Genomic DNA, 22608 nt, shown 5'->3' on the forward strand with positions numbered 1-22608 from the left:
GAGCGGGGGAGCAGGGGAGCGGGGGAGCAGGGGAGCAGGGGAGCGGGGGAGCAGACCTAGTCCCTAGTCCCTATTCCCTAGTCCCTATTCCCTATTCCCTAGTCCCTATTCCCTATTCCCTATTCCCTCTCCAACTGACTCAAAAGCTGTGCTACTTCCCCTTGAGTAGTATCAAACTCTACGAGATGCTCTCGTTCCGTTGCCGTGAAATCCTCGAAATTGGCTTGTTGAGACTGGAGTAAGTCAACGGTGGCATCGGAAATGTCTCCGACTCGTTGCTGAAGGCGATCGCGCAAAACCTCCAGAGGGGCGCTACAGTAAACAACAGTCACCCGAAAGCGGCTTTTCTGGTCGAATAACGGACTCCGCCAAGCCAAACGATCATATTTAGCATCCAACACCACCGAATAGCCTAAATTCGCTAAATAAATCCCCACTTCCGCCAACCGTTCATAGGTTTTTTGATTCATTTCGGGGGTATAAAGATCATCACTTCCCCGCTCATTCAGTGCGATTCCTGCTAAATGTTTCCGCACCGCATCTGAACGGAGATGAATTCCTTGTAAACCTTGAGCAATGTGTCGGGCAACCGTCGTTTTTCCAGCCCCCGATAGCCCCGACATTAAAATTAACTGCCCCGGTTTAGCTTTAGTATAATCATCCGCTAATTTATAATATTTTTTCGCTGTTTCTAATGCCTTTTCACGTTCTGATTCAGGAATGTTGGGATCATTGAGTAAAAATGATGTCACCTTAGCCCTTACATAAGCTTGACGACTGAGATATAACGGCAAAACTTGCAATCCTTCCCAATCCGCCGTCACTTCTAGATAGGTATTTAAAAACAAATTGCCTAAATCTTTCCGCCCCCGTGCATCTAAGTCCATAATGGCAAACGCTACATCATAGAATGTATCCACAAAGCGGAACGGTTCGTTAAACTCAATGCGGTCAAAAAGTTGTACCTTCCCTTGCCAAAAACAAATATTTCTTAAATGTAAATCTCCATGACATTCGCGAATTTTTCCCGCCTTTTGCCGTTGCTTAAACAACTCTCCTTGTGTCGCAAAGAACTGATCTGTAAAAGCTTTAGTGTTTTTGAACTGTTCTAGGCTTTGGGCTGTGCCGATATAGCTTTCCGTCTGTTGATAGTTTTCATCAACGGCCTGTTTAATTTGCTCAACTTCCCCAAAACGGTCAATATAAGGATTGGTTTTGCTGGTTTTATGAAACTCCGCCACGACTTGACCTAACTCAATAATATGTTGCGGCGAAAGTTCTCCCTGCTCCAACATTTCACTAAACAGAACAGACTGGGGAAACTGGCGCATTTTTAGGGCATAATCTACCACTTCTCCTGAACCTTCAATGGCTAATTTTTCTCCGTCCTGGGTTAACGGTAATACCTCTAAATATAAATCCGGGGCAGTTTCTTGATTCATGTCTAATTCTGCCCCTAGAAAATGTTGTCGCTTCTCTAAGGTTGAATAATCTAAAAAACCGAAGTTAACAGGCTTTTTAACCTTATAAGCGTATTCACCTGTTAGGAAAACACAGGAAGTGTGGGTTTGCATTACCGTAATAGGATTTTGCACCGGATGGGGATAAAATTCCGGTTGCTGCATTTGTTGGATTAGGGTTTCTAAATTCATGATTGACACTCCCACACTGTCCGTTTAAGATTCAGGTTAAAGTTTGCTCTTTGTATTTTACAAGGAGTTCAGTCATTTTCCTAAGTTTGAGCTTTTGTGATAGAGCTAGGCTCACATTTCTCTGCTTGTAATCCTTACGACCAAGACTTATTATGCCCACCGATATTTCACCTAGCAGCACAGTCTCTCGGAGTGAACTCCGGGAACTGGTACAAAGGCAACTGGAATTGCTTTTAGAACAAAAAAACTATGAAGGGGCGAAAGCACTGTTAATTCCGGTGCAGCCTGTGGATATTGCAGAAGCTATTGAGAATCTGCCGGAAACTATGCAGGTGATTGGGTTTCGGCTGCTCAATCAGACAACCGCTATTACAGTTTATGAGTATTTAGAGCCTAAAGTACAGGTTGCGCTGTTAGAACACTTCAAGGAACAGGAAGTGATCAGCATTGTGGAAAATATGTCCACGGATGAGCGAGCTAAACTGTTTGAGGAACTGCCAGCCAAAATTGTCCGCCAGTTAATCAATCATCTGAGTTTGGAGGAACGTCAAGCTACGTCGTTGTTGTTGGGATATCAGCCTAACACGGCGGGACGGTTGATGACTCCTGATTATATTGCCTTGAAGCAGAATTTGACCATTATTGAGGCAGAGGAGCGCATTCGTCGTTTAGCTCAGGATGTGGAGGTGAGTTATTATCTGTACGTCACGGATGAGCAGAAGCGATTAGTGGGGATTGTCTCTCTGAAGGATTTGCTCTTAGCCAAGCCGGAGCAGATTATTGAGGAGATTATGACGCGGGATATTGTGTATAGTTACACCAATTGCGATCGCGAAGAAGTCGCCCAACTCATCCAGCGTTACGATTTACTCGCCCTCCCCATTGTGGACCAAGAGCAGCATTTATTAGGCGTTGTCACCGTTGATGATGTCTTAGATATTCTCGAAGCCGAAGCCACCGAAGATATTTATCTCATGGGGGCTCTACAAGATGACGGCGACGATTACTTTCAGGCGAATCTCTTCGATGTGGTAAAAAAACGCATCCCTTGGCTGTCGATTCTCCTCTTAACAAACTCCGCCACCATCTTTATTATGAGCGGTTTTGAAGAGGTGATCGAACAAGTGGTTGCCCTCTCCTTCTTTACTCCCCTCTTAATTGATGCCGGGGGAAACGTCGGCGCTCAATCTTCTACCGTTGTCATTCGGGGATTAAGCACCAAATCCCTCCAAGGAAAGAAAACCACTTGGGTGATTTTGCGGGAACTAATTGCCGGGGGTTTATTGGGTTTAATTATGGGGATTGTGGTGATTGTGGGGGTGTTTTTCATTCTCGGCAAGCCGGATATTGGGCTTACCGTTGGCCTCAGTCTCCTAGTGATCACTATTTTAGCGGCTACCACTGGGGCGGGTTTACCCTTTCTGTTTAAGTCCCTCGGTTTTGACCCCGCTTTGATGTCTGCCCCTTTTATTACCACCGTTGTGGATATTTTAGGGCTGTTTATCTACTTCTCCATTGCTCAGGCTATTGTTATGAATGGTGCTTAAGGGCCTGTTGAGTCACGTCATGGCGATAGCGGAACATCTCCCGCAATCGTGAATTTACCCATCCCCCCAGTAACCACTCCGCCAAAAGTCCTCCCGGGAGTTCATAGTCAATGCGGTCGGTGAGGCGGGTGTGTTTCCCTTCTGGGGTGAATTGGTGGTGATGGGTCCAAGATTGCATCGGGCCTAAAATTTGCTCATCCACAAAGCTATGAGGGGGGTCACATTGGGTATGGCGTGCTACCCAAGTGATGGGAACAAACCCTAACCATAACCGGAATTCGGAGATTGCGCCCACTTCTAACCCTCCTTGTCGTCGGATAATTTGTACAGGTTGCCAAGGGGGGGTCAGTTGGTGCAAAATGTCGGGCTGTTCGTGGAACTGCCAAACCTGCTCGATGGGGGCTTTAATTAAGCTAGACTGTTCAAAATGTAACATAAGTATAATGAGGGCGTTCTCGCCGCATTTGATCCCAGTGGCGTAGTCTACCAAAAAAACAATGGCTTATTGTCCTATTTGTCAAACTGAATATACCCCCAACGAGGATGAAATTTGTGTCACCTGTGGATGGGATCTGATTCCTCGTTCCCCTCGTATGACGGCGGGGGAATACCATCGACGGGAAGAACGGCGTTTAATGTGGGCGCGGCAAATGTGGATGACGCTACAAGTTCACTCGCCTTTGATTACATTGTTACGGGATATGCAAGAACAACTGTCTAAGGGGAGTGATGAACGTCAAGAATTGAACGGTTTGCTCCATCAACTTCAAGCACAGTTAACTCCTGAAGTGGCGGCTTCGGTGAATGGGAATTCTGCGCCGTTACGGTTGGAAAATGAACCTCTGCCGGATGTGGTGACTCCTCGGGAGCGTCTGGGGAATTATCGCACGTTGGAACGTTTGTTACAGCAGAAACAATGGCGGGAAGCGGATCAGGAGACGGCGCGTTTGATGATTGCGATCGCCCAACGGGAAAAACAAAACTACTTAACCCAAGCTGACTTAGCGGTTTTCCCCTGTCAAGAATTGCTGGTTTTAGACCAACTTTGGCAGGTCGCCAGTCAGGGAAAATTTGGCTTGATGATACAGAAACAACTTTATTTAGAACTGGGGGGGACTCGCTTCCTCCAACCCTCCATTTGGCGCACAATGGGTCAAAAGGTGGGCTGGGTACAAGGGAACGGTTGGTTAACCTATGACCGCTTAACTTTTAGTCTAGAGGCTCCTGTGGGTCATCTGCCTGTGTTGGGAGATGGATTAGTCTGGTTTGTGGGAGGATGGGATGGCGGAAATCAGGGCTTTTCGGCGTTAGTCTCCCGTTTGGTACAGTGTCGGGTTTAATTAAGAATTGATAATTGATAATTGATAATGGTTAACATCTTAGGCTGAGTTGCTCATGGTGAAACCTTGCGGTATAGCGTGGGGCTTCTCAACGTCTAACTCCCTTACAGAGGGGCAACTTCAATATCAACAACAGCCGTTACTTCAGCATGAAGTTTAACTTCAACTTTATAGTTCCCTAACTTGTTAATTTCCGGCAGGGTAATATTGCGTTTATCGACTTCTTGCCCAGCACTCGCTAACAACACATCCGCCACATCTTGACTGGTAACTGTTCCGAAAATCGCGTTATTTTCGCCCACTTGTTTCTGAATTTTTAAGCGTCCAATGGTTGCCAACGCCGTTTTCTGGGCTTCTGCTTGTTGTTTAATTTCTAACAAACGCTGTCTTTCTTTTTCCCGTCTAATTTCCACCTGTCGGATTACGCTAGGGGTTGCAGGGATGGCCATACCTTGGGGAACTAGATAATTCCGTGCATATCCGGGGGCAACTTCCACTAAGTCCCCTGATTTCCCTAATTTATGAACCTCTCGATTTAAAACAACCTGTACTCGCTTGGACATAGTTTCTCCGTTCTTAAAACTTAGGTGTGGGAGTGCTTTAAAATAAGTCACAGTCTTCCATTATAACCTAAAACCTATCTTTCTTGCCACGTAAACGACTAAAGGTTTGCACCGGATCTGAACTGTTCATGGCTTGTTGAAGGTTGGGGCTATCCCAACGGAGAAAAGGATTGGTTTGTTTTTCCACACCCAAAAGCGAGGGAATTGTGGCCTGATGTTGTTGACGGGCTTGTTGCACTTGCTGGTAACGTTCTTGTAGGGGGTGATTGTCTGGATCGACGGTGAGGGCAAATTTGAGGTTATTGAGGGTGTATTCATGGGCGCACCAGACGCGGGTAGAGTCGGGTAACTGGCGCAACTGACCGAGGGAATGCACCATCTGGCTGGGGGTGCCTTCAAATAGCCGTCCACAGCCTCCTGCAAAGAGGGTATCACCACAGAATAATTCTCCGGGTTCATGGGGGGTGGTTGGGGGGAAATAATAGGCAATGTGGGCGCGGGTGTGACCGGGAACAAAGAGGACTTCGGCACTACGTTGGGCGAATTCAATGCGATCGCCTGCCCATAAAAAGACCTTTTGACCGGGAATCCGTCCTCGATCTTCAGCCCCCCCATAAACGGTTAAATTCGGGAAATGCTGCATGAGGACACTATTAGCCCCCACATGATCCCCATGATGATGGGTGTTAAAAATAGCCACCAGCTCACCCCCAACTTGCTGGAGATAGTCCAACACCGGATCTGCTTCTGCTGGGTCTACCACCGCCCCTTGACGGTTGGTTTCATCCCACAACACAAAAATATAATTGTCCGTTAGAGCGGGAAGTCGAGTAATCTGCATTTTGATCAACTATTAATTCTCTATATCTTTTCCCCGTACAGAAGACAGGCGAGGGGGAATGGGCTAGTGTTTCGTGAGCTAGTTCGCTCCAGAGACAATCTGCCACTGTTATATTTTAGATTCACCTCCCCAGCCCCTACAATTGTCCCCCCTACTTGTACCATGAGCGAACCCCAAAAAAACCCAACCCTAGCCACCCTACCGGAAACAGTAGAACGGATTTTAAGCACGGGATATTTAACACGCCAAGAACATTTTCAACTGGTGACGCTGTTTCTCTCCGACTTAGCGGTAAACGAAGAGGAGCGCCGTCAACTGAATCGCATTTTTGATGAACTGCAAATGGGACGGTTAAAATACTCAAGTTCGACCTAGTGCCTTGTTCGTAATTTTGGCCCTTTTTGACTCCTCCGATCCAAACTGCTCACAGGGATATAAAGCCTCTGAGTTTCACGCTTACCGCTATATTTTTTATGAACAAAATACAGGTCATTGGCATTGGTTTAGATGGTGCGGCCGGATTACCCAGCACCTTGTTAGAACAGATTCAAAGGGCTAACCTTTTAGTGGGTAGTGCGCGCCATTTAAGCTACTTTCCCGACTATGGGGGTCAGCAAATCGTCCTGGGAGAATTGGATCCGGCGATCGCGCAAATTCAGGCCGCCCTCGAACAAGGGGAAAAAATCGTGATCCTCGTCTCGGGAGATCCCCTGTTCTTTGGTTTAGGGCGCTTGTTACTTGAACATTTCCCTCCCGAACTCCTCACCTTCCATCCCCATGTCAGCGCTGTTCAGTTAGCCTTTAATCGGGTCAAATTGCCTTGGCAAGAAGCCCAGATGATCAGCGTCCACGGGCGTTCCTTAGAAGTCCTCAGCGCGGCACTCCAGCAGGGAGAAAGCCCCATCGCTGTCCTCACCGACTCCCTCAACACCCCCAGCGCCATCGCGGCCCATTACCTCTCCCTCGACTTACCCATCCTGTATCAATTCTGGGTGTGCGAAAACTTAGGCTCTCCCGAAGAACGGATTCAACTGTTCACTCCAGAACTTTTAGTCAACCAAGAATTTGATCCCCTCAATGTTTTGCTCCTAGTTCGACAAACCCCTACAGAACTAGCTTTACCCGTGCAGCAACTGCCTTTGTTAGGGTTGCCGGATCATGTATTCTTGAGTTTTCGCGATCGCCCCGACCTCATCATCAAGCGAGAAATCCGCCTCAGCATCCTCGGAGAACTTGCCCTACGTCCTGCCCAAATCGTCTGGGATATCGGATCCGGCATCGGTGCCGTCGCCATCGAAATCGCTCGCCTTTGCCCCACCTCCCAAATCTACGCCATCGAAAAAACTAGCATGGGGCATCATCTCATCCAAAAAAACTGTCAACAGCTTTACGTCCGCAACGTTCACCCCATCGAAGGAGCAGCCCCCGACATCCTGCACGACTTACCCGCCCCCCATCGCGTTTTCATCGGTGGTAGTGGCGGCCAATTGAGTGAAATCCTCACCTTCTCTCAAAACGTCCTACGGCCCAATGGTGTCATTGTCCTTGCCTTCACCACCTTAGAACACCTTTCCCTAGCCCTCCACCACCTGCAACAAAGCAAATGGCACTATCGCCTCCTACAAGTCAATCTCTCCCGTTCCGTTGCCCTCAGTCAATACACCCGCTTTGCTCCCCTCAATCCCGTTACTCTAGTAACGGCCTATCGGGTCTAAGAACAGGGAGATCCCATCATTAATATTGCAAATTGTGAACTTATGTAAAGACAACTCAACAGAGCCGAAAAAGGGATTCAATTTCCCCGATCCTAGAACAGATAAGCCCTTGAACCCTCTTCCTCTGTTTGCAAAAATTAATAAGATTTCTCAGAATAGCGTCCCCTCCTCGCTTATCATGTAGATTAATCTTTGTAAAAAAACGATAAAATCACGGAGGTTCACACCTTGACTATTCCTCTACTAGAATACGCGCCTAACAGCCAGAACACTCGCGTTGCAGGGTATGAAGTGGGAGGGGATGAGTCTCCCAAACGCTTTATGTCTGGGATGGTTCTCTCTTCTGAAGATGCAACTAATATTATTGAAGCGGCTTATCGTCAGATTTTCTTCCATGCCTTCAAATCCGATCGTGAACCGATCCTAGAATCCCAACTCCGCTACGGTCAAATCACCGTGCGGGACTTCATTCGCGGTTTATTGCTCTCCAATACCTTCAAACGCAGTTTCTATGATCTCAATAGCAACTATCGTTTTGTAGAACAGTGTGTGCAACGGGTACTCGGTCGCGAAGTTTACAGCGAACGGGAAAAAATCGCTTGGTCCATTGTTGTGGCAACCAAAGGGATTGAAGGGTTTGTAGATGAGTTGCTCAATAGCGCTGAGTATCTGGAAAACTTCGGTTATGATAGCGTTCCCTACCAACGTCGTCGCGTTATCGATGGACATGACACAGGTGAAACTCCCTTTAACATCAAGTCTCCCCGTTACGACGGCTACTATCGTAGCATTTTGGGCTTCCCCCAAATCGTTTGGCAAAATGCGGTTCGTCGCTTTACCCCCCAAGACGAAAAACCCAAAGCTGGCAGTCCTGCCAATTTCTTGGGTATGGCACGGGGCTTAAGCAATGCTCAAGGGAATTCCACTCCCCGCGTTGCTTTAAGTGGCAATTACTTAGATTTAGTTCCTCGTCGTTAAGCAGAATGATCTCTTTAATGATCTCTTTAAAGATTTAGATTCTGGTCAAAAACTAGGCAGTCAGAGATTGAGAGAAGCGTTAAGTTAATCCTGAACGGTTTTTTCAATTTGTGACTGCCTTTTTAGGGAGGTCGTGTTCAACTCAAAACTCGATATTTCAAATAAAATCCTCCCCACATTAACAAAAGAATGACCACTGTTCCCAGTCCTAAATAACTTGGCACCCAAAACACAGCTTCAATGTGATTAATTTGTCCCGGTTGGAGTTGCCAAATCAATTGATGATTGACTTTACGCACTGGGGGGGTGTTGTCATCTTTATGCACCACATTCCGCGCACCCCAAGGGCTATTGAGGGCAAATTCTAGGTTTAAAAGATTGCCGGAATTAATGATTAATTCCCCTTCTCCGGCGAAAATACTTAAGGCCCGGAGGTCTACATCTAAAATAAGGCGATCGCGCTCTAACAACAACAGGTTACTCTGATTAACCACCACCTGAGAGTTAAGCTGCACCACATCGGAGTTCTCCCCTAATTCCACCCCTTGGGGACTTTGGTCTGTGGGGTTAAAAAATTGATTAAATTTCTCCCCGAATTCTTGACCATTGGCAAAGGGAATGGTAACAATCACCTCTTGTTCTGACACTCGTTTAACCCGACCTTGTAAAGCTTTAGCGCGAGTCTCAATAGTTTTTAGCCACTTTTTCGCCTCACTTTGACTAAAACTGGTCAATTGTTCCCCGAGTTGAATATGTTGGGTGATCTGACCTCTATATTGTCCTTGCCAATTCACCCCCACATCATAACGCACACAACCGGAGAGCAAAAAAACCGCCATAATTAGGCATAAAATCAGTCTTTTTTTCGGTATTCTACGCGGTTTCATCGGTCTGGGGTTGAATAGTCGCATCATCGAACCTTCCCAACTCTTATGTTATAATGGATCACTAGCAAAAACAGCTAAAACCCTTGCTAGGCAAGGAAAAAGGGAGTCTTCAGCCTTCCCCCAAAGCCCTCCCGATTTGTATTTCTGAGTTATCCACATTTACCGTAATTGATCATACATTAATGACTGTTCAAACTCGTCCTACCCTCCTGCTCATTGACGGTCATTCTTTGGCCTTTCGTGCCTATTATGCCTTTGCCAAGGGACGAGACGGGGGATTGCGCACCTCTGGGGGCATTCCCACTAATATCTGTTTTGGTTTTATCAAGTCTTTGTTACAAATCTTAACGATACAGAAACCCGATCGAATTGCGATCGCCTTTGATTTAGCCGACCCCACCTTCAGACACCAGCTAGATGAGGGCTATAAGGCCGATAGAACCCCCACACCCGAGGATTTTATCCAAGACCTCGCCAACCTCAAAACCCTCTTAAATGCCCTAAATTTGCCCACTGTAACCGCCTCTGGCTACGAGGCCGACGACATCCTTGGCACCCTGACCCAACAAGGCACAGCAGCCGGATATCAGGTTAAAATCATCAGTGGCGACCGAGATTTATTCCAATTAGTAGACGATGAAAAAGGCGTGAGCGTCCTTTACTTTGACCGCAATGTTATTAAAGGATCCGTCACCGGAGCCGTTGAATATAAAACCGCCCAAGTGGAAGCAAAACTAGGCGTTAAACCGAGTCAAGTCGTGGATTATAAAGCCCTGTGTGGCGATAAATCTGACAGTATTCCGGGAGTAAAAGGCATCGGCGAAAAAACCGCCGTTAAACTCCTCCACACCTACGAAACCTTAGAGAATATTTATCAAAATTTAGGCAAAATTACCGGAGCAAATTACAAGAAACTTAAAGAGGGAAAAGCCGACGCAGAACATTCCCAAATCTTAGCTCAAATTAAACTCGATGTTCCCTTAGAAATTACCCTAGATCAATGTCACCTGCGAGGATTTGACCCCCAGAAAGTCAAACCCATCCTAGAACATTTAGAACTCAAGCAATTCCTCAAACAAATTGACCACCTCCAGCACCAACTCGGGGGAGAAGTTCCCCCTCCTCCCCCAGAGGATACCTCCTTTTTCTCCTCAGAAGAAACCGACTCCCAACCCCCCCGACAAAGTGTTAAGATTCAACCCCAAACTATCCAAACCGAAGCCCAACTGACTCAACTGATTACCCAGTTAAAACAACAGACAGACCCCAACTGTCCCGTCGCTTGGGACACAGAAACCACCTCCCTCAATCCCCGTCAAGCGGAGTTAGTTGGGTTAGGTTGTTGTTGGGGAGAAAATCCCCAAGATGTGGCTTATATCCCCCTAGGTCACACCCAAGGAGAACAACTGGATAAAGCCCTAGTATTAGAAAAAATTGGCGCAATTTTAGCCGATAAAACCTATCCAAAAGTATTCCAAAATACCAAATTCGACCGTTTAATTTTACATCACCAAGGTATTGAATTAAATGGGGTCGTTTTTGACCCTATGCTGGCTCATTATGTCCTCCATCCTGAAGAAAATCATAACTTAACGGATCTGTCTATTGATTATCTCGACGGGATCACCGCCCAAAGTTATAAAGAATTAGGATTAACCAAAGAGCAAACCATTGCCGATCTCCCCATTCCCCAAGCGGCTGTATATTGCGGATTAGATGCCTATGCAACCTATCAATTAGTGCCTAAATTACAAGCAGAATTAGCCGAATTCCCAGAACTCAACCGACTATTTCGTGAGATTGAACTACCCTTAGAACCTGTTTTAGCTGACATGGAAACGCGGGGAATTCGGATCAATTTACCCTATTTAAAAACTTTATCTAAACAACTAGAACAGGAGTTAGAGGAATTAGAACAAAAAGCCTATAAGGATGTGGGGGAAACCTTTAACTTAAATTCGCCTAAACAGTTAGCTGAAATTTTGTTTGATAAATTAGGATTAAGTACAAAAAAATCGCGTAAAACTAAAACGGGATACTCAACAGATCACGCGACATTAGAAAAGTTACAAGGGGATCATCCCCTGATTGATCATATTTTATCCCATCGGACATTAGCTAAACTGAAATCTACCTATGTTGACGCATTACCGGAACTTATTGATCCCCAAACCCAACGAATTCATACGGATTTTAACCAAGCGGTAACTTCTACGGGGCGCTTATCTTCGTCTAACCCTAATTTACAAAATATTCCCGTTCGGAGTGAATTTTCTCGCCAAATCCGTCAAGCGTTTTTACCTCAAGATGGATGGCTTTTAGTTTCGGCAGATTATTCTCAAATTGAGTTAAGAATTTTGGCGCATTTAAGTCAAGAACCTGTGTTAGTGGAAGCTTATCAGAAGGGGGAAGATGTCCATACCGTAACAGCGCGTTTGTTGTTCGAGAAAAGCGATGTCACCCCAGATGAACGGAGACTGGGGAAAACGATTAATTTTGGGGTAATTTACGGTATGGGAGCCCAGCGTTTTGCGCGGGAGGCTGGGGTATCCCAGAAGGAGGGGAAGGTATTTATCGAACGCTATCGGGCCAGATATCCTCGGGTGTTCGATTATCTGGAGACGATGAAAAAAAATGCGATCGCCTTGGGATATGTGGAAACCCTCCAAAAGCGCCGTCGTTACTTTAATTTCACCAGTGCAACCCTGCAAAGATTATATCAGAGTAACCCCCAGGAAATTGATTTAGACGAGTTAAGGGGGCTGTCTGGTGTTGATGCTCAATTATTAAGAGCGGCCGCGAATGCGCCTATTCAGGGGTCAAGTGCGGATATTATTAAAATTGCTATGGTTAAATTGCAGCCGATTTTGCAACAATATCAAGCTAAATTGTTGTTACAAGTTCATGATGAATTAGTGTTAGAAGTTCCCCCGGAAGAATGGGAGAGTTTAGAACCCCAAATTAAGGAAACCATGGAAAAGGCGGTGAGTTTAACGGTTCCCTTAGAGGTTGAAGTCAGAGCGGGAGGAAACTGGATGGAGGCAAAATAATTTAAGTTAACCCGCGAAAAAACCTTTAGATCAGTGCTGAAAGAGGGAAAAAATTAAGAGGCGATTTATGAATAAGCCGAACATTAAAAGCCTGTACTATATCACGCACATAGGGAATCTTCCGTCAATTCTCAATCGAGGAATTTTATCTCATAAAAAAGTTGAAGAGCTAGGGGTTTCATATACTCCAATTTATGACCGAGAAATAATCAGCAGACGTAAGGAAAAATCCACACCTGAACGCAATAGCTTATGGGAGTATGCTAACTTGTATTTCCAACCCCGTAATCCGATGATGTACCGAGTAATTCATGAAACAAACAAGAGGGATATTGCTGTTATTGCAGTTAAGCCAACAGTGCTACAGGCATCAAGAGTTCTGATCACGGATGGAAATGCCGCTAACGGTCCAACCCAATTTTTTTCGATTAACGAAGGATTAACAGTACTTCAACAGCAATGGAAAATTATCCAAAACGATTGGTGGAATGAACTTGATGGTTCAAAGCGCAAAATAATGGCTGAGTGCTTAATTCCTGAAGAAATTAGCCCAGACTTTGTACATTCGATTTTTGTCACAGATCATAAAGCCAAGAAACAAGTGGAAGAAATTATTGGTTCAAGGCCAATCGGTGTGCCTGTGATACCTGAACCTCATATGTTTTTTCAACCTAAATATTCCACTCTTATTGGAGATAATATTTCTCTAATTGATGGTGATATGTTCTTCTCCAATATGCAAACACTAACGATTAGTGTTAATCTTCAAGGAGTTATGGGAAAAGGTTTAGCCTCGCGAGCAAAATATCAGTTTCCTGATGTTTATGTGGTCTATCAAGATGCCTGTAGAAGTAAAGAGCTTACAGCAGCGCAACCTTATCTTTACCGACGTGAAGCGTCATTAGATCAAGAATTAGCCGACCTAAGTCATCCATTTGAATATCCCAATTCTGTCAAATGGTTTCTATTTTTTGCCACTAAGAGAAAATGGAGAGAGAACTCTCGTTTAGAAGATATTGAAAGTGGCTTAGATTGGGTTAGTAAGAATTGCCATAAAGTGGGAATTAAATCTTTAGCCATGCCAGCTTTAGGCTGCGGGCTAGGTAACTTAAATTGGAGTGATGTCGGGCCGGTAATGTGTCGTTATTTGCACAATATTGGAATTACAGTTGCGATTTACCTGCCACGTGAGCATCAAATTGACTCTAACTATTTGACAAAGGAATTCTTGCTAGGATAGACAGATTAGCACTACATCACAGAATTGTTGATGAATAAGAGCGTGTGGTGTTGGCGATCGCATTGGGCAAGCTAAAGCACGAGGTAATTTAGGATTATGTACAACCTGTCTTCAGACTCTGCGCTATAGTCTCTGGCGTTGATCTTGATCTTGATGCACCACTCTTAGATGAGGACGAATAAGATTGTCTGTCGATCAGCCCCTTGTGATTAATGGATGGAGTATATTTGCCCATCCTCTATTCCTTCAACAGTTTGAGGAACTTGTGATGCAGGTTGAACCTCTGCGTCGAAAGGATGCTAAAAACTATAAAAAGAAGAATGAATCTGAGTAGAGCAGGAGAATAACATAATACTTATCTGAGGGAGTAACTTAGCTATGACGATATCTGAACCACTTGTTAGTGTTGTTATACCAACCTACAATAGAGCCTACATTTTAGAACGAACGATTCAAACTGTTTTATCCCAAACCTATCAAAATTTTGAAATCATTGTAGTTGACGATGCTTCTACAGATAATACACCTCAACTAATGAAAAGGTGGGCAGACTCACGGATTCAATACATCCGTTATGAACCCAATCGTGGAGTTTGTGTAGCACGCAACATAGGCATGAATACTGCTCAAGGTGAATATATTGCCTTGCTGGACTCAGATGATCAATGGTCTTCTCAGAAACTCGAAAAACAATTATCTGGCTTCAATAAACCAGAAGTTGGTGCTGTTTATTGTTGGTCATATTTTATTGGAATTTTTAATGAGATTAAACGTCTACGAATTTCGGAGGCCAGAGGGAATTTAAGAGAAAATCTACTCTATAGAAATTTTATAGGGAGTGCCTCTACCATTATGTTTAAACGAGAGGTGCTAGAAAAAGGTATCTACTTTAACCCGGAGTTACCCTTTTGTGAGGATTGGGATTTTTTTATCCAGCTAGCTAAACATTATGAGTTTGAGGTTATTAGAGAAGGATTATTATATTATTCAGATGATTTAGGTCAAAAAGATAGAGCCACTACTAAAAGTTCGATGATCACTGAAGGGTTTATAAAATTTTTAAATCACTATCATACTCAATTACCAGAAGGCTATAAAAATATTGGGACTTTAACCTTAGATCAAAAATCAGTATGTTTTTTCAGGTTAGGACAAACTTTAATCTGTCATGGACAACGTTCTAATCACTTACAAGGGGTACAATTAGGTTGTAAGTATTTAAAATTCTCCTATGGTATTGCTCCCTATAAACTACGTTTTCTATACCATTATCTAAGCTCCTTAATGGGGGGGGATTTTTATGTAAAAATGAACGATTTAGAAAAAAGTATACGTCAGAATTTAGGAAAACTTAAATTTTGGAAAAAGTCTAGGTAATATAATTGTCTTATGGCTACCTGTACATCACATAATGGTTAACTGATTTTGTAGTTCGTTAAAACTTATCTAGTACAGTGTTGTTAAAACGGGAATTATGCACAAATAGCCTAAAATATCACTAACCTGAGATAGAATAACATGGGTCAACCTGAATTTAAACCTGTTGCTTTCGCTGTTAATGGAACATTGATGCGAGGGCTAGAATTGAATCAAAATCTCTTAGAAATTGGGGCAACATTTAGCCAAGAAATCCACACAGAACCTTGTTATAAATTATGGTCAATGGGGGACGAATACCCGGCCATGCAGCGCGTCAAAACGGGAGGACAAAAGATTGCGCTGGAATTGTGGAATGTGCCTCCCTCGGGTTTAGTGACTATTCTCCAACAAGAACCGCCGGGCCTTTGTATTGGTAAAGTGTACCTAGAGACGGGGGAACAAGTCTTAGGGGTGCTGGGGGAGGGAATCTGTTGCGACGATGGACAGGAGATTACCCAGTATGGGGGATGGCGCAATTATATCAAAACTCTGAAGGAGCTAGACCGTGAGGAGCGCTTAGAACGAATGTTGGCGATCGCAGAACAAAACCAACTCGGCGAAATCGCTTGCAAACTCTGGTCTTTACAGCCCTATTTTAGCGCTTGGGTCTACTATGGGTCATGGGAATTTCGTTCCCCCATCCCCCAAAAGTCCCCCGGTGACACTGCCACCTATGTGACCAGTTTTGGAGTTGCGCCCCTCCTCCGATCCGGTATTCAACTGTTTCTTTGCCCTCAAAATCTAACTCTATTGTACCATAAATCTCAGCCAGATGTTGAGCAATTTATTCAAGATTTAAAGTCTTGCCTCCCCCAAGTTCCCGCTCAAAAAAATTGGCTCAAATTTAAACTCAATCAACCGGAACAAGCCACCTTTTTTATTACCCTATTTGGTCAATTTGCCAACTTATTTTAAGCGAAAAAACCATGACTCGTTTTATTCCCGCCGATCCTTATCCTTACCCCTACAACGGCGATCTCCGCCCAAAAAACACGGTTTTAATCATCATTGATATGCAAACCGATTTTTGTGGAATAGGGGGCTATGTTGACCAGATGGGCTATGATTTATCCTTAACTCGCGCCCCCATTGAACCCCTCCAAAACCTTCTCCAAGTCACGCGAGAACAAGGCTTTCATATTATGCACACCCGGGAAGGACACCGCCCAGACTTGTCTGATTTACCAGAAAATAAACGTTGGCGGAGTCAACAAATCGGGGCAGGAATTGGGGATGCGGGGCCTTGTGGGCGGATTTTAGTGCGAGGGGAATCGGGATGGGAAATTATCCCTGAATTAGCCCCTCTCCCCGGAGAAACCATTATTGATAAGCCCGGAAAAGGGGCATTTTATGCCACAGATTTAGATTTATTACTGCGCAAAAAAGGGATTCAAAATATTATTCTCACCGGGATTACAACGGATGTTTGTGTTCATACCACAATGCGGGAAGCGAATGATCGGGGCTATGAATGTTTAGTGCTGTCTGACTGTACAGGAGCAACCGATTATGACAATTATTTAGCCGCTTTAAAGATGATTAAAATGCAGGGGGGCGTATTTGGAACGGTGACAGATTCTAAGACCTTAATTCAAAGCCTGACTGAATAAGCCTTTGCTTTAACAATTCTAAGAAGTTGTGTCAAAAGAAATGTAAAGGAAGTCTATAATGATAGACAAAGCATGGATCGAGGAGAATTCACAATCATTATGTACACCCTACAAAAAACTAATACTAAAATTTTTCTTGATTACGATCGTATTGTAGCGGCTTGCCAAAAATGGAAAATTATAGAATTTGCCCTATTTGGCTCGGTGCTAAGAGATGACTTTGAGCCTGATAGAAGCGATGTTGATGTGTTAGTAGTTTTTCATCCAGACGCTCACTGGACATTGTTTGATCTTGTTGATATTGAGGATGACTTTAAGAAAATTTTGGGTAGAGATGTAGATTTAGTTGAACGTGAAAGTATAGAACAAAGTGATAACCCTTTCCGTAAGCAGGAAATTTTAAACTCTTTAAAAGTGATTTATGCTGCCTCGTGAACGTAACTACTTATTAGATATGCTGAAGTCTGCAAAGTTAGCTCAAGAGTTTGTGGCTAATGTGGATTGGGATCTGTTTCAACTTGATTTGATGTGTCAAGCTGCCGTAACTCGTCAACTCGAAATTGTTGGCGAAGCGGCTCGTAGGATCTCTGAAGAATCTCAGGCAGAACTATCTGAAATCCCCTGGCATCAAATCATCGGAATGCGGAATCGTATTGTCCATGAATAAGATCGGATTAACTTAATTACTCTTTGGGATACAATTCAGCTTGCCTTACCAGATTTGATCTCGGTATTAGAAACTATTATTGCGGCTGAAGAAACATGAAAATTTACTGAATTATCTTGAAGGAGTTGGGTGGCTTGATGAGCATTCAAGGGCCGCGAAAAGAAATAGCCTTGGACTTTTGTTCCCCCTAAAGCGGTGAGTTGATTTAATTCTTCTAAGGTTTCCACCCCTTCCACAATTACCTCTAACCCTAAAGAGGTGGCAAACTGGAAAATCCCGCGAATCAGTTCCCATTGTTTTTGGGAGACAAAAGAGCGGTCAATTTTGAGGACATCCACCGAGAGTTCATGTAAACGGGATAGGGAGGAGTACCCCGTGCCGAAGTCATCTAAATAGATTTGAATGCCCAGTTGTTTGAGTTGTTGGAGAACTTGTAAGGAGAGGGGGAAATTCTGAATCGTTAGGCTTTCGGTAATTTCCACTCGTAAGGAATGGGGGGATATGCCTGTGGTGAGACAAATTTCTGCAACTTGGGCGGCTAAATCCGCTTGTAACAGTTGTAGGGTGGATAGATTAACGCTCATGGTTAAGTCTTTGCCCCAGCCCTGTTGTTGCCAGTGGTGGAGTTGCCAGCAGGCACTGCGTAGGGTCCATAATCCCAGTTGATGAATTAAACCCACTTCCTCGGCTAAGGGGATAAATTCCGTGGGAGATATCCAGTGATGTTGGGGATGGTACCAGCGTAGCAGGGCTTCAAAACCGATGATTTTCTGGGTTGTCAAGCAAACGATGGGTTGATAGACCAGATGGATCTCTTGAGAGCCATTGGGTGTCTCAGAAGTCGGGATGGCATTGCGTAAATCCAATTCTAGACGCATACGCTCTAAGGCATGGGGGGAGAGCATGGGAACCGTAGCCCCTTGATCGGCTTCTAGGATATTGAGAACCCGGAGTAAACGTTCTAGATTTTTATTAGCGATCGCTAACAATCTCATCCCCTCATCACTTTGGGGCAGAATCTTACCACTGGAGAGCAATCCCAAGGAGGCTTGAATTGAAGTGAGGGGGGTTCGGAATTCGTAACTTAGACGACTCCGTTGGGACGATTCATCGGATTCTAATGATTCTAATGCCTGGGATACTCCCTGCTGCCTATCCATCATGACTTCTATTGCATCCATAAAACACACCTCGATTAATTAACCCCCGATCCCATTTCTTCCCATCTGTTTTGTGCTGATCTGGGTTTTCTGCTGTCACCCAATAGTCAAAAGTGTCATGCCCCCTTTAACTCTAGTGTATTGGCTATGTTTGGCCACCTGCAACCTGACACACTAAATCTCAGTATAGGGGGGAATTGTGAAGATAATGGGGATTAACTATTTTTTAAACCGTTTTGGGCTGACTATTTCGGCTAAACTGGCTTAAATCCCGCCAATATTGCTGAAAAATCTGCTTTTTCCCCTCCCCAAGAGAAAAATCCCCGTCGGCTTAGATGAATTGCAGAGCAAGGTTTGTGTAGAATACGATTGATTGGTTTGGGGTCTACCCAGCCAAGCAGTTCGATGAACTGCCATGATTTATGAGGATCCCTCCGACAGTTTATGTGGGAGGATCTCACTAGCTCTTTGTTCTGGGGAAGCAAACTGTGCGAATTCCGCTCGACTACTACAGGATCTTAGGCGTGCCAATCCAGGCCACCGCTCAACAACTCAGTCAGTCTTACCATGATCGCGCCTTGCAACTACCGCGACGGGAATATAGTGATCTGGCAATTAATGCTCGGAAACAATTACTGGATGAAGCCTATGGTGTTTTATCTGATCCCGAACAGCGCTCGGCCTATGATGCCAGTTTTCTGGCCAAAACCTATGAGCTAGATCAACAGCCCCAGCTAGATTCACCCCTCGAAAGTCTGCTGGAGTTGGGGGGCAATTCGCCGACCCCTTGGATTGAGATTAATCATGAACAATTAGTGGGGGCGCTGCTGATTTGGCAGGAACTAGGGGAGTATGACCTAGTGCTGAAGTTGGGACAGCCCTTGTTAGAAAATCCGGTCAGTATTAGCCCAGAACAAGAGCGTCTGATGCAGTCTAAGCTGATTCGGGCGGATGTGGTGTTAACCATCGCTTTGGCTTGTTTGGAGTTGGGGCGAGAACATTGGCAACAGGGCCATTCTGAGAAGGCGGCGATCGCCGGACAAACCGGACAAGAACTGCTATTGCGCGAGGGACTGTTCCCCAATGTCCGGGGCGAAATTCAAGCGGATCTCTATCGTCTGCGACCCTATCGCATTTTAGAGCTACTCTCCCACGAGGGGGAAGACGAAACCCGACGCACCCAAGGAATTCAACTCCTGCGGGATATGCTCCACGAACGGGGGGGCATTGACGGCACAGGGGATGATCAATCCGGGTTAAGTGTGGATGATTTTCTGCGCTTTATCCAACAAATTCGCCACTATTTAACGGTGGCTGAACAACAGGAATTATTTGAACTCGAAGCGAGACGACCCTCCGCTGTGGCCACCTATTTGGCGGTTTACGCCCTAATTGCCCGGGGTTTTGCCCAATGTCAGCCCTATTTGATCACCCGGGCGAAGGAAATGTTACAACGGCTGGGTCGTCGTCAAGATGTGTATTTAGAACAAGCCGTTTGTGCCTTGTTGTTGGGGCAAACGGAAGAAGCCAGCCAAGCTCTGGAACTGAGCCAAGAATACGAACCTCTGGCCTTTATTCGGGAAAATTCTCAAGATTCCCCGGATTTACTGCCGGGATTGTGTCTATACGGCGAGCGCTGGCTCCAAAATGAAGTATTCCCCCATTTTCGGGATTTAGCCGATCAACGGGCTTCCCTGAAGGATTATTTTGCCGATGAACAGGTACAAGGCTATTTAGAGCAGTTACCCAGTGAGGGAGCCGCCCAAAATCAATGGACGGTGGTGGAGTCTCCTGCTTTCGGGGCCGCGACAGCCCTCCAAGCAGAACCCCGCATTCCGGCCTCTGTAGCCCCACCGATGGGATCGGGAACGGCGGGGAGATTTGAGGATTTTGACCCCGGAATGCCCCCATCCAACAGTGGTCGGGGTGCGGTGGCGGGGATGCCCAGAAACCGCCCCCCTGTAGAGCGAGACTCCCACACCAGCCCGGATGAACGGGGAGGACGAGAACGGAAGGCCGATCCTGTGGCACTGCGGGATGAAGGCTATAGGCCTAGTCGTCGCAGGGGGAACAGAACTAGCCCCAGTCGGGCTGGTCGTCGCAGTAGCCGTTCTCAGAGCAAGGGGACTCGTTCTCTGATTTTCTTGGGATTGGGGGGCGTTGTGGGGGTGTTTTTCTTTGTCTTCCTAATTGGTCAAGCGATCCAACTGTTACGAGGGGGGCCGGATTTAGAACAGGCTGAGGTGATTGACCCCATGGAAACTATGCCCAATGGGGAGGAAATGCCCGTAGAAGAGGCCCCGGCTCCCTCGGTGGCGGATCCCATCCTGACCCCAGAAGTGGCGCGGGAAGTGGTGCAAATGTGGCTGGATGTGAAGAAGTTGGCTTTTGGTTCGGAATACCGGATTGACCAGTTGGAGACGATTTTAACGAATCCCTTGTTGGGGGTTTGGCGGGGTCGTGTGCAACAGGCGCGCAGTAGTAATATTTCCCGGGAATATCAACATACTGTGTCGGTGGATGAGGTGATTTTTGACCCGGCCCAGCCCAATGTGGGGGCGGCGGTGGTGTCGGTGCGGGAACGGACGACGGAATACCGGGCTGGGGCTTCGGCGGGGGTGCGGGATGATAATTTACGGGTGCGTTATGAGTTGGTGCGGGAGAATAATCAGTGGAAAATTCGCGATATGAGGATTTTGTAGGATGGATTCGGGATGTTGTTTGGGGGGCAAATGATCTAGCATAGCTAGGAAGTCTTGGGGAAAAGGTTAGATGAAAGGGAAAGGTTTATTCTTGGGGTGTTGTGCGATCGCCCTCTTAACAGGTTGTAGTGGCGATCCCACCGCCCAGCGCTGGTTTGCGCCAGATCCGGAATTGGAAACTCCGGCCAGTCCAGAAGCGTCCCCCTCTCCCTCTCCCTCCCCCTCCCCTACTCCCGAGGTGGAGGAAACAGCCCAAACTCTACCCCAAAATTTCCCGGAAACTATTCCCCAATACCCCGAGGCAACGTTATTAGAGGCTAAATATTCCTCGGCCCAAGTTCGGGGAACCACACGCTGGACAACGACGGATCCTCAAAACCTCGTGCGGGAGTTCTATCAACAGGCGTTTACGGAGCAGGATTGGACGCTGGAGACGGGGGAGGGGGAAGATGACTCCTTGAGCGCCCGTCGGGAGGATTTACGGGTGACAATCGCTTTTGAGGATGTTAGTGCCGGGGAAACCCAGTTTAGCTTGACCTATCAAGTGGGGGAATCTCCCACCCCGACGACTTCTGAGGGGGAGGGGGATTTATCCACGGTGTCGGAGCCGTTACGGGGCTATGTGTCCGATGTGTTGGCTTTGGGGGTGATGGGTGAGGTGAACCCTAACGAAACTGTAACCCGTCGAACCTTTGCCCGGTGGTTGTTTGAGGTGCATAATCGAATGTATGGCGATCGCACAACTAAACAAATTCGCCCCATTCCCACCCGAGATCGTCCCGCGTTTCAAGATATCCCCCCCAGTGATCCCGATTTTGCCCTCATTCAAGGCCTGGCCGAAGCGGGGATTATTCCCTCTCGCTTAACGGATAATAGTAACCCCGCCCTCTTTCAGCCTGATGCCCCTTTAACACGGGAAACCCTCTTATTGTGGAAAGTCCCCCTCGATGTGCGCAAAGCCCTCCCTCAAGCAACCGTTAGCGGCATTGAGCAGACGTGGGGCTTTCAGGATGCTGGGCAAATTAACCCCGAGGCTTTGCGGGCTGTGGCGGCAGACTATGAAAATGGCGATCGCGCCAACATTCTCCGCGTCTTTGGGTATACAACACTATTCCAACCTAAAAAACCCGTCACCCAAGCCGAAGCGATCGCCAGTTTGTGGTACTTTGGCTATCAAGGCGAGGGAATTTCTGCCCCAGAAGCAGCTAATATATCACCTTAACCATTGACACTTTAC

General features: G+C 46.0%; 20 protein-coding genes. 14 read left to right on the forward strand and 6 right to left on the reverse strand.

Annotated elements, in window-relative coordinates:
- Positions 1-119 precede the first annotated feature (119 nt).
- On the reverse strand, positions 120-1652 hold the full coding sequence (locus K4A83_RS03515) for a bifunctional aminoglycoside phosphotransferase/ATP-binding protein (protein ID WP_265263027.1): 1533 nt from the start codon (positions 1650-1652) through the stop codon (positions 120-122).
- 152 nt (positions 1653-1804) lie between these two features.
- Between K4A83_RS03515 and mgtE the strand changes: the two genes are divergently transcribed.
- Complete coding sequence (mgtE, locus tag K4A83_RS03520; RefSeq protein WP_265263028.1) at positions 1805-3199, forward strand: magnesium transporter; 1395 nt, start codon at positions 1805-1807, stop codon at positions 3197-3199.
- Here mgtE and K4A83_RS03525 read toward each other — a convergent pair.
- Positions 3183-3635, reverse strand: a complete 453-nt coding sequence (locus tag K4A83_RS03525) for an SRPBCC family protein (protein ID WP_265263029.1) — start codon at positions 3633-3635, stop codon at positions 3183-3185. The two genes, mgtE and K4A83_RS03525, sit on opposite strands and share 17 nt — an antisense overlap.
- Before the next feature lie 61 nt (positions 3636-3696).
- On the opposite strand from K4A83_RS03525, the gene K4A83_RS03530 reads away from it, so the two are divergent.
- Positions 3697-4539, forward strand: a complete 843-nt coding sequence (locus K4A83_RS03530; protein WP_265263030.1) for a GUN4 domain-containing protein — start codon at positions 3697-3699, stop codon at positions 4537-4539.
- A gap of 104 nt (positions 4540-4643) precedes the next feature.
- Here K4A83_RS03530 and rplI read toward each other — a convergent pair whose 3' ends face one another.
- Entirely contained in the window at positions 4644-5102 is a 459-nt protein-coding gene (gene rplI, locus K4A83_RS03535; protein WP_265263031.1) for a 50S ribosomal protein L9, read from the reverse strand.
- Positions 5103-5169: 67 nt separating this feature from the next.
- Positions 5170-5943 carry a hydroxyacylglutathione hydrolase gene (gloB, locus tag K4A83_RS03540; RefSeq protein ID WP_265263032.1) on the reverse strand — a complete coding sequence of 258 codons (774 nt, stop codon included), beginning with the start codon at positions 5941-5943 and terminating at the stop codon, positions 5170-5172.
- Between the two features lie 162 nt (positions 5944-6105).
- Here gloB and K4A83_RS03545 point away from each other — a divergent pair, with 162 nt between their 5' ends.
- From K4A83_RS03545 to K4A83_RS03555, 3 genes are all read left to right on the forward strand, one after another.
- Positions 6106-6318 (forward strand): hypothetical protein, encoded by a 213-nt coding sequence (locus K4A83_RS03545; protein WP_265263033.1) that lies wholly within the window; start codon positions 6106-6108, stop codon positions 6316-6318.
- Between the two features lie 98 nt (positions 6319-6416).
- Entirely contained in the window at positions 6417-7658 is a 1242-nt protein-coding gene (gene cbiE, locus K4A83_RS03550) for a precorrin-6y C5,15-methyltransferase (decarboxylating) subunit CbiE (protein WP_265263034.1), read from the forward strand.
- A 228-nt stretch (positions 7659-7886) separates the two neighbouring features.
- Positions 7887-8636, forward strand: coding sequence for a phycobilisome rod-core linker polypeptide (locus K4A83_RS03555; RefSeq protein ID WP_265263035.1), 750 nt, complete (start codon positions 7887-7889; stop codon positions 8634-8636).
- A 137-nt stretch (positions 8637-8773) separates the two neighbouring features.
- On the opposite strand, the gene K4A83_RS03560 is transcribed toward K4A83_RS03555, so the two are convergent.
- On the reverse strand, positions 8774-9523 hold the full coding sequence (locus tag K4A83_RS03560; protein WP_265263036.1) for a DUF3153 domain-containing protein: 750 nt from the start codon (positions 9521-9523) through the stop codon (positions 8774-8776).
- A 182-nt stretch (positions 9524-9705) separates the two neighbouring features.
- On the opposite strand from K4A83_RS03560, the gene polA reads away from it, so the two are divergent.
- From polA to K4A83_RS03595, 7 genes are all read left to right on the forward strand, one after another.
- Complete coding sequence (gene polA, locus K4A83_RS03565) at positions 9706-12573, forward strand: DNA polymerase I (RefSeq protein ID WP_265263037.1); 2868 nt, start codon at positions 9706-9708, stop codon at positions 12571-12573.
- Between the two features lie 67 nt (positions 12574-12640).
- On the forward strand, positions 12641-13813 hold the full coding sequence (locus tag K4A83_RS03570; RefSeq protein ID WP_265263038.1) for a DarT ssDNA thymidine ADP-ribosyltransferase family protein: 1173 nt from the start codon (positions 12641-12643) through the stop codon (positions 13811-13813).
- A 378-nt stretch (positions 13814-14191) separates the two neighbouring features.
- The gene (locus K4A83_RS03575) at positions 14192-15190 is read left to right on the forward strand and encodes a glycosyltransferase family 2 protein (RefSeq protein WP_265263039.1); all 999 of its coding nucleotides are present in this window, start codon (positions 14192-14194) and stop codon (positions 15188-15190) included.
- A 141-nt stretch (positions 15191-15331) separates the two neighbouring features.
- A complete protein-coding gene (locus K4A83_RS03580) occupies positions 15332-16147 on the forward strand; it encodes a gamma-glutamylcyclotransferase (RefSeq protein WP_265263040.1) in 816 nt (271 codons plus the stop codon).
- Between the two features lie 11 nt (positions 16148-16158).
- Positions 16159-16842 carry a biuret amidohydrolase gene (gene biuH / locus K4A83_RS03585; protein ID WP_265263041.1) on the forward strand — a complete coding sequence of 228 codons (684 nt, stop codon included), beginning with the start codon at positions 16159-16161 and terminating at the stop codon, positions 16840-16842.
- Positions 16843-16941: 99 nt separating this feature from the next.
- On the forward strand, positions 16942-17277 hold the full coding sequence (locus K4A83_RS03590) for a nucleotidyltransferase family protein (protein WP_265263042.1): 336 nt from the start codon (positions 16942-16944) through the stop codon (positions 17275-17277).
- On the forward strand, positions 17264-17509 hold the full coding sequence (locus K4A83_RS03595; protein ID WP_265263043.1) for a HepT-like ribonuclease domain-containing protein: 246 nt from the start codon (positions 17264-17266) through the stop codon (positions 17507-17509). The genes K4A83_RS03590 and K4A83_RS03595 overlap by 14 nt, the downstream gene beginning before the upstream one ends.
- Before the next feature lie 35 nt (positions 17510-17544).
- On the opposite strand, the gene K4A83_RS03600 is transcribed toward K4A83_RS03595, so the two are convergent.
- Entirely contained in the window at positions 17545-18690 is a 1146-nt protein-coding gene (locus K4A83_RS03600; RefSeq protein ID WP_265263044.1) for an EAL domain-containing protein, read from the reverse strand.
- A gap of 467 nt (positions 18691-19157) precedes the next feature.
- Here K4A83_RS03600 and K4A83_RS03605 point away from each other — a divergent pair, with 467 nt between their 5' ends.
- Both K4A83_RS03605 and K4A83_RS03610 read left to right on the forward strand, forming a co-directional pair.
- Positions 19158-21371, forward strand: a complete 2214-nt coding sequence (locus K4A83_RS03605; protein WP_265263045.1) for an IMS domain-containing protein — start codon at positions 19158-19160, stop codon at positions 21369-21371.
- A 70-nt stretch (positions 21372-21441) separates the two neighbouring features.
- Complete coding sequence (locus K4A83_RS03610; RefSeq protein WP_265263046.1) at positions 21442-22593, forward strand: S-layer homology domain-containing protein; 1152 nt, start codon at positions 21442-21444, stop codon at positions 22591-22593.
- Positions 22594-22608 lie beyond the last annotated feature (15 nt).

This window comes from Spirulina subsalsa FACHB-351 (assembly GCF_026130165.1).
Taxonomy (GTDB): domain Bacteria; phylum Cyanobacteriota; class Cyanobacteriia; order Cyanobacteriales; family Spirulinaceae; genus Spirulina_A; species Spirulina_A subsalsa_A.

What these genes read in the sequence shown, in the direction of transcription:
- K4A83_RS03515 (WP_265263027.1), bottom strand. Translation starts at nt 1,652, where the DNA reads ATGAATTTAGAAACCCTAATCCAACAAATGCAGCAACCGGAATTTTAT.
- mgtE (WP_265263028.1), top strand. Translation starts at nt 1,805, where the DNA reads ATGCCCACCGATATTTCACCTAGCAGCACAGTCTCTCGGAGTGAACTC.
- K4A83_RS03525 (WP_265263029.1), bottom strand. Translation starts at nt 3,635, where the DNA reads ATGTTACATTTTGAACAGTCTAGCTTAATTAAAGCCCCCATCGAGCAG.
- K4A83_RS03530 (WP_265263030.1), top strand. Translation starts at nt 3,697, where the DNA reads ATGGCTTATTGTCCTATTTGTCAAACTGAATATACCCCCAACGAGGAT.
- rplI (WP_265263031.1), bottom strand. Translation starts at nt 5,102, where the DNA reads ATGTCCAAGCGAGTACAGGTTGTTTTAAATCGAGAGGTTCATAAATTA.
- gloB (WP_265263032.1), bottom strand. Translation starts at nt 5,943, where the DNA reads ATGCAGATTACTCGACTTCCCGCTCTAACGGACAATTATATTTTTGTG.
- K4A83_RS03545 (WP_265263033.1), top strand. Translation starts at nt 6,106, where the DNA reads ATGAGCGAACCCCAAAAAAACCCAACCCTAGCCACCCTACCGGAAACA.
- cbiE (WP_265263034.1), top strand. Translation starts at nt 6,417, where the DNA reads ATGAACAAAATACAGGTCATTGGCATTGGTTTAGATGGTGCGGCCGGA.
- K4A83_RS03560 (WP_265263036.1), bottom strand. Translation starts at nt 9,523, where the DNA reads ATGAAACCGCGTAGAATACCGAAAAAAAGACTGATTTTATGCCTAATT.
- polA (WP_265263037.1), top strand. Translation starts at nt 9,706, where the DNA reads ATGACTGTTCAAACTCGTCCTACCCTCCTGCTCATTGACGGTCATTCT.
- K4A83_RS03570 (WP_265263038.1), top strand. Translation starts at nt 12,641, where the DNA reads ATGAATAAGCCGAACATTAAAAGCCTGTACTATATCACGCACATAGGG.
- K4A83_RS03575 (WP_265263039.1), top strand. Translation starts at nt 14,192, where the DNA reads ATGACGATATCTGAACCACTTGTTAGTGTTGTTATACCAACCTACAAT.
- K4A83_RS03580 (WP_265263040.1), top strand. Translation starts at nt 15,332, where the DNA reads ATGGGTCAACCTGAATTTAAACCTGTTGCTTTCGCTGTTAATGGAACA.
- biuH (WP_265263041.1), top strand. Translation starts at nt 16,159, where the DNA reads ATGACTCGTTTTATTCCCGCCGATCCTTATCCTTACCCCTACAACGGC.
- K4A83_RS03590 (WP_265263042.1), top strand. Translation starts at nt 16,942, where the DNA reads ATGTACACCCTACAAAAAACTAATACTAAAATTTTTCTTGATTACGAT.
- K4A83_RS03595 (WP_265263043.1), top strand. Translation starts at nt 17,264, where the DNA reads ATGCTGCCTCGTGAACGTAACTACTTATTAGATATGCTGAAGTCTGCA.
- K4A83_RS03600 (WP_265263044.1), bottom strand. Translation starts at nt 18,690, where the DNA reads ATGGATGCAATAGAAGTCATGATGGATAGGCAGCAGGGAGTATCCCAG.
- K4A83_RS03610 (WP_265263046.1), top strand. Translation starts at nt 21,442, where the DNA reads ATGAAAGGGAAAGGTTTATTCTTGGGGTGTTGTGCGATCGCCCTCTTA.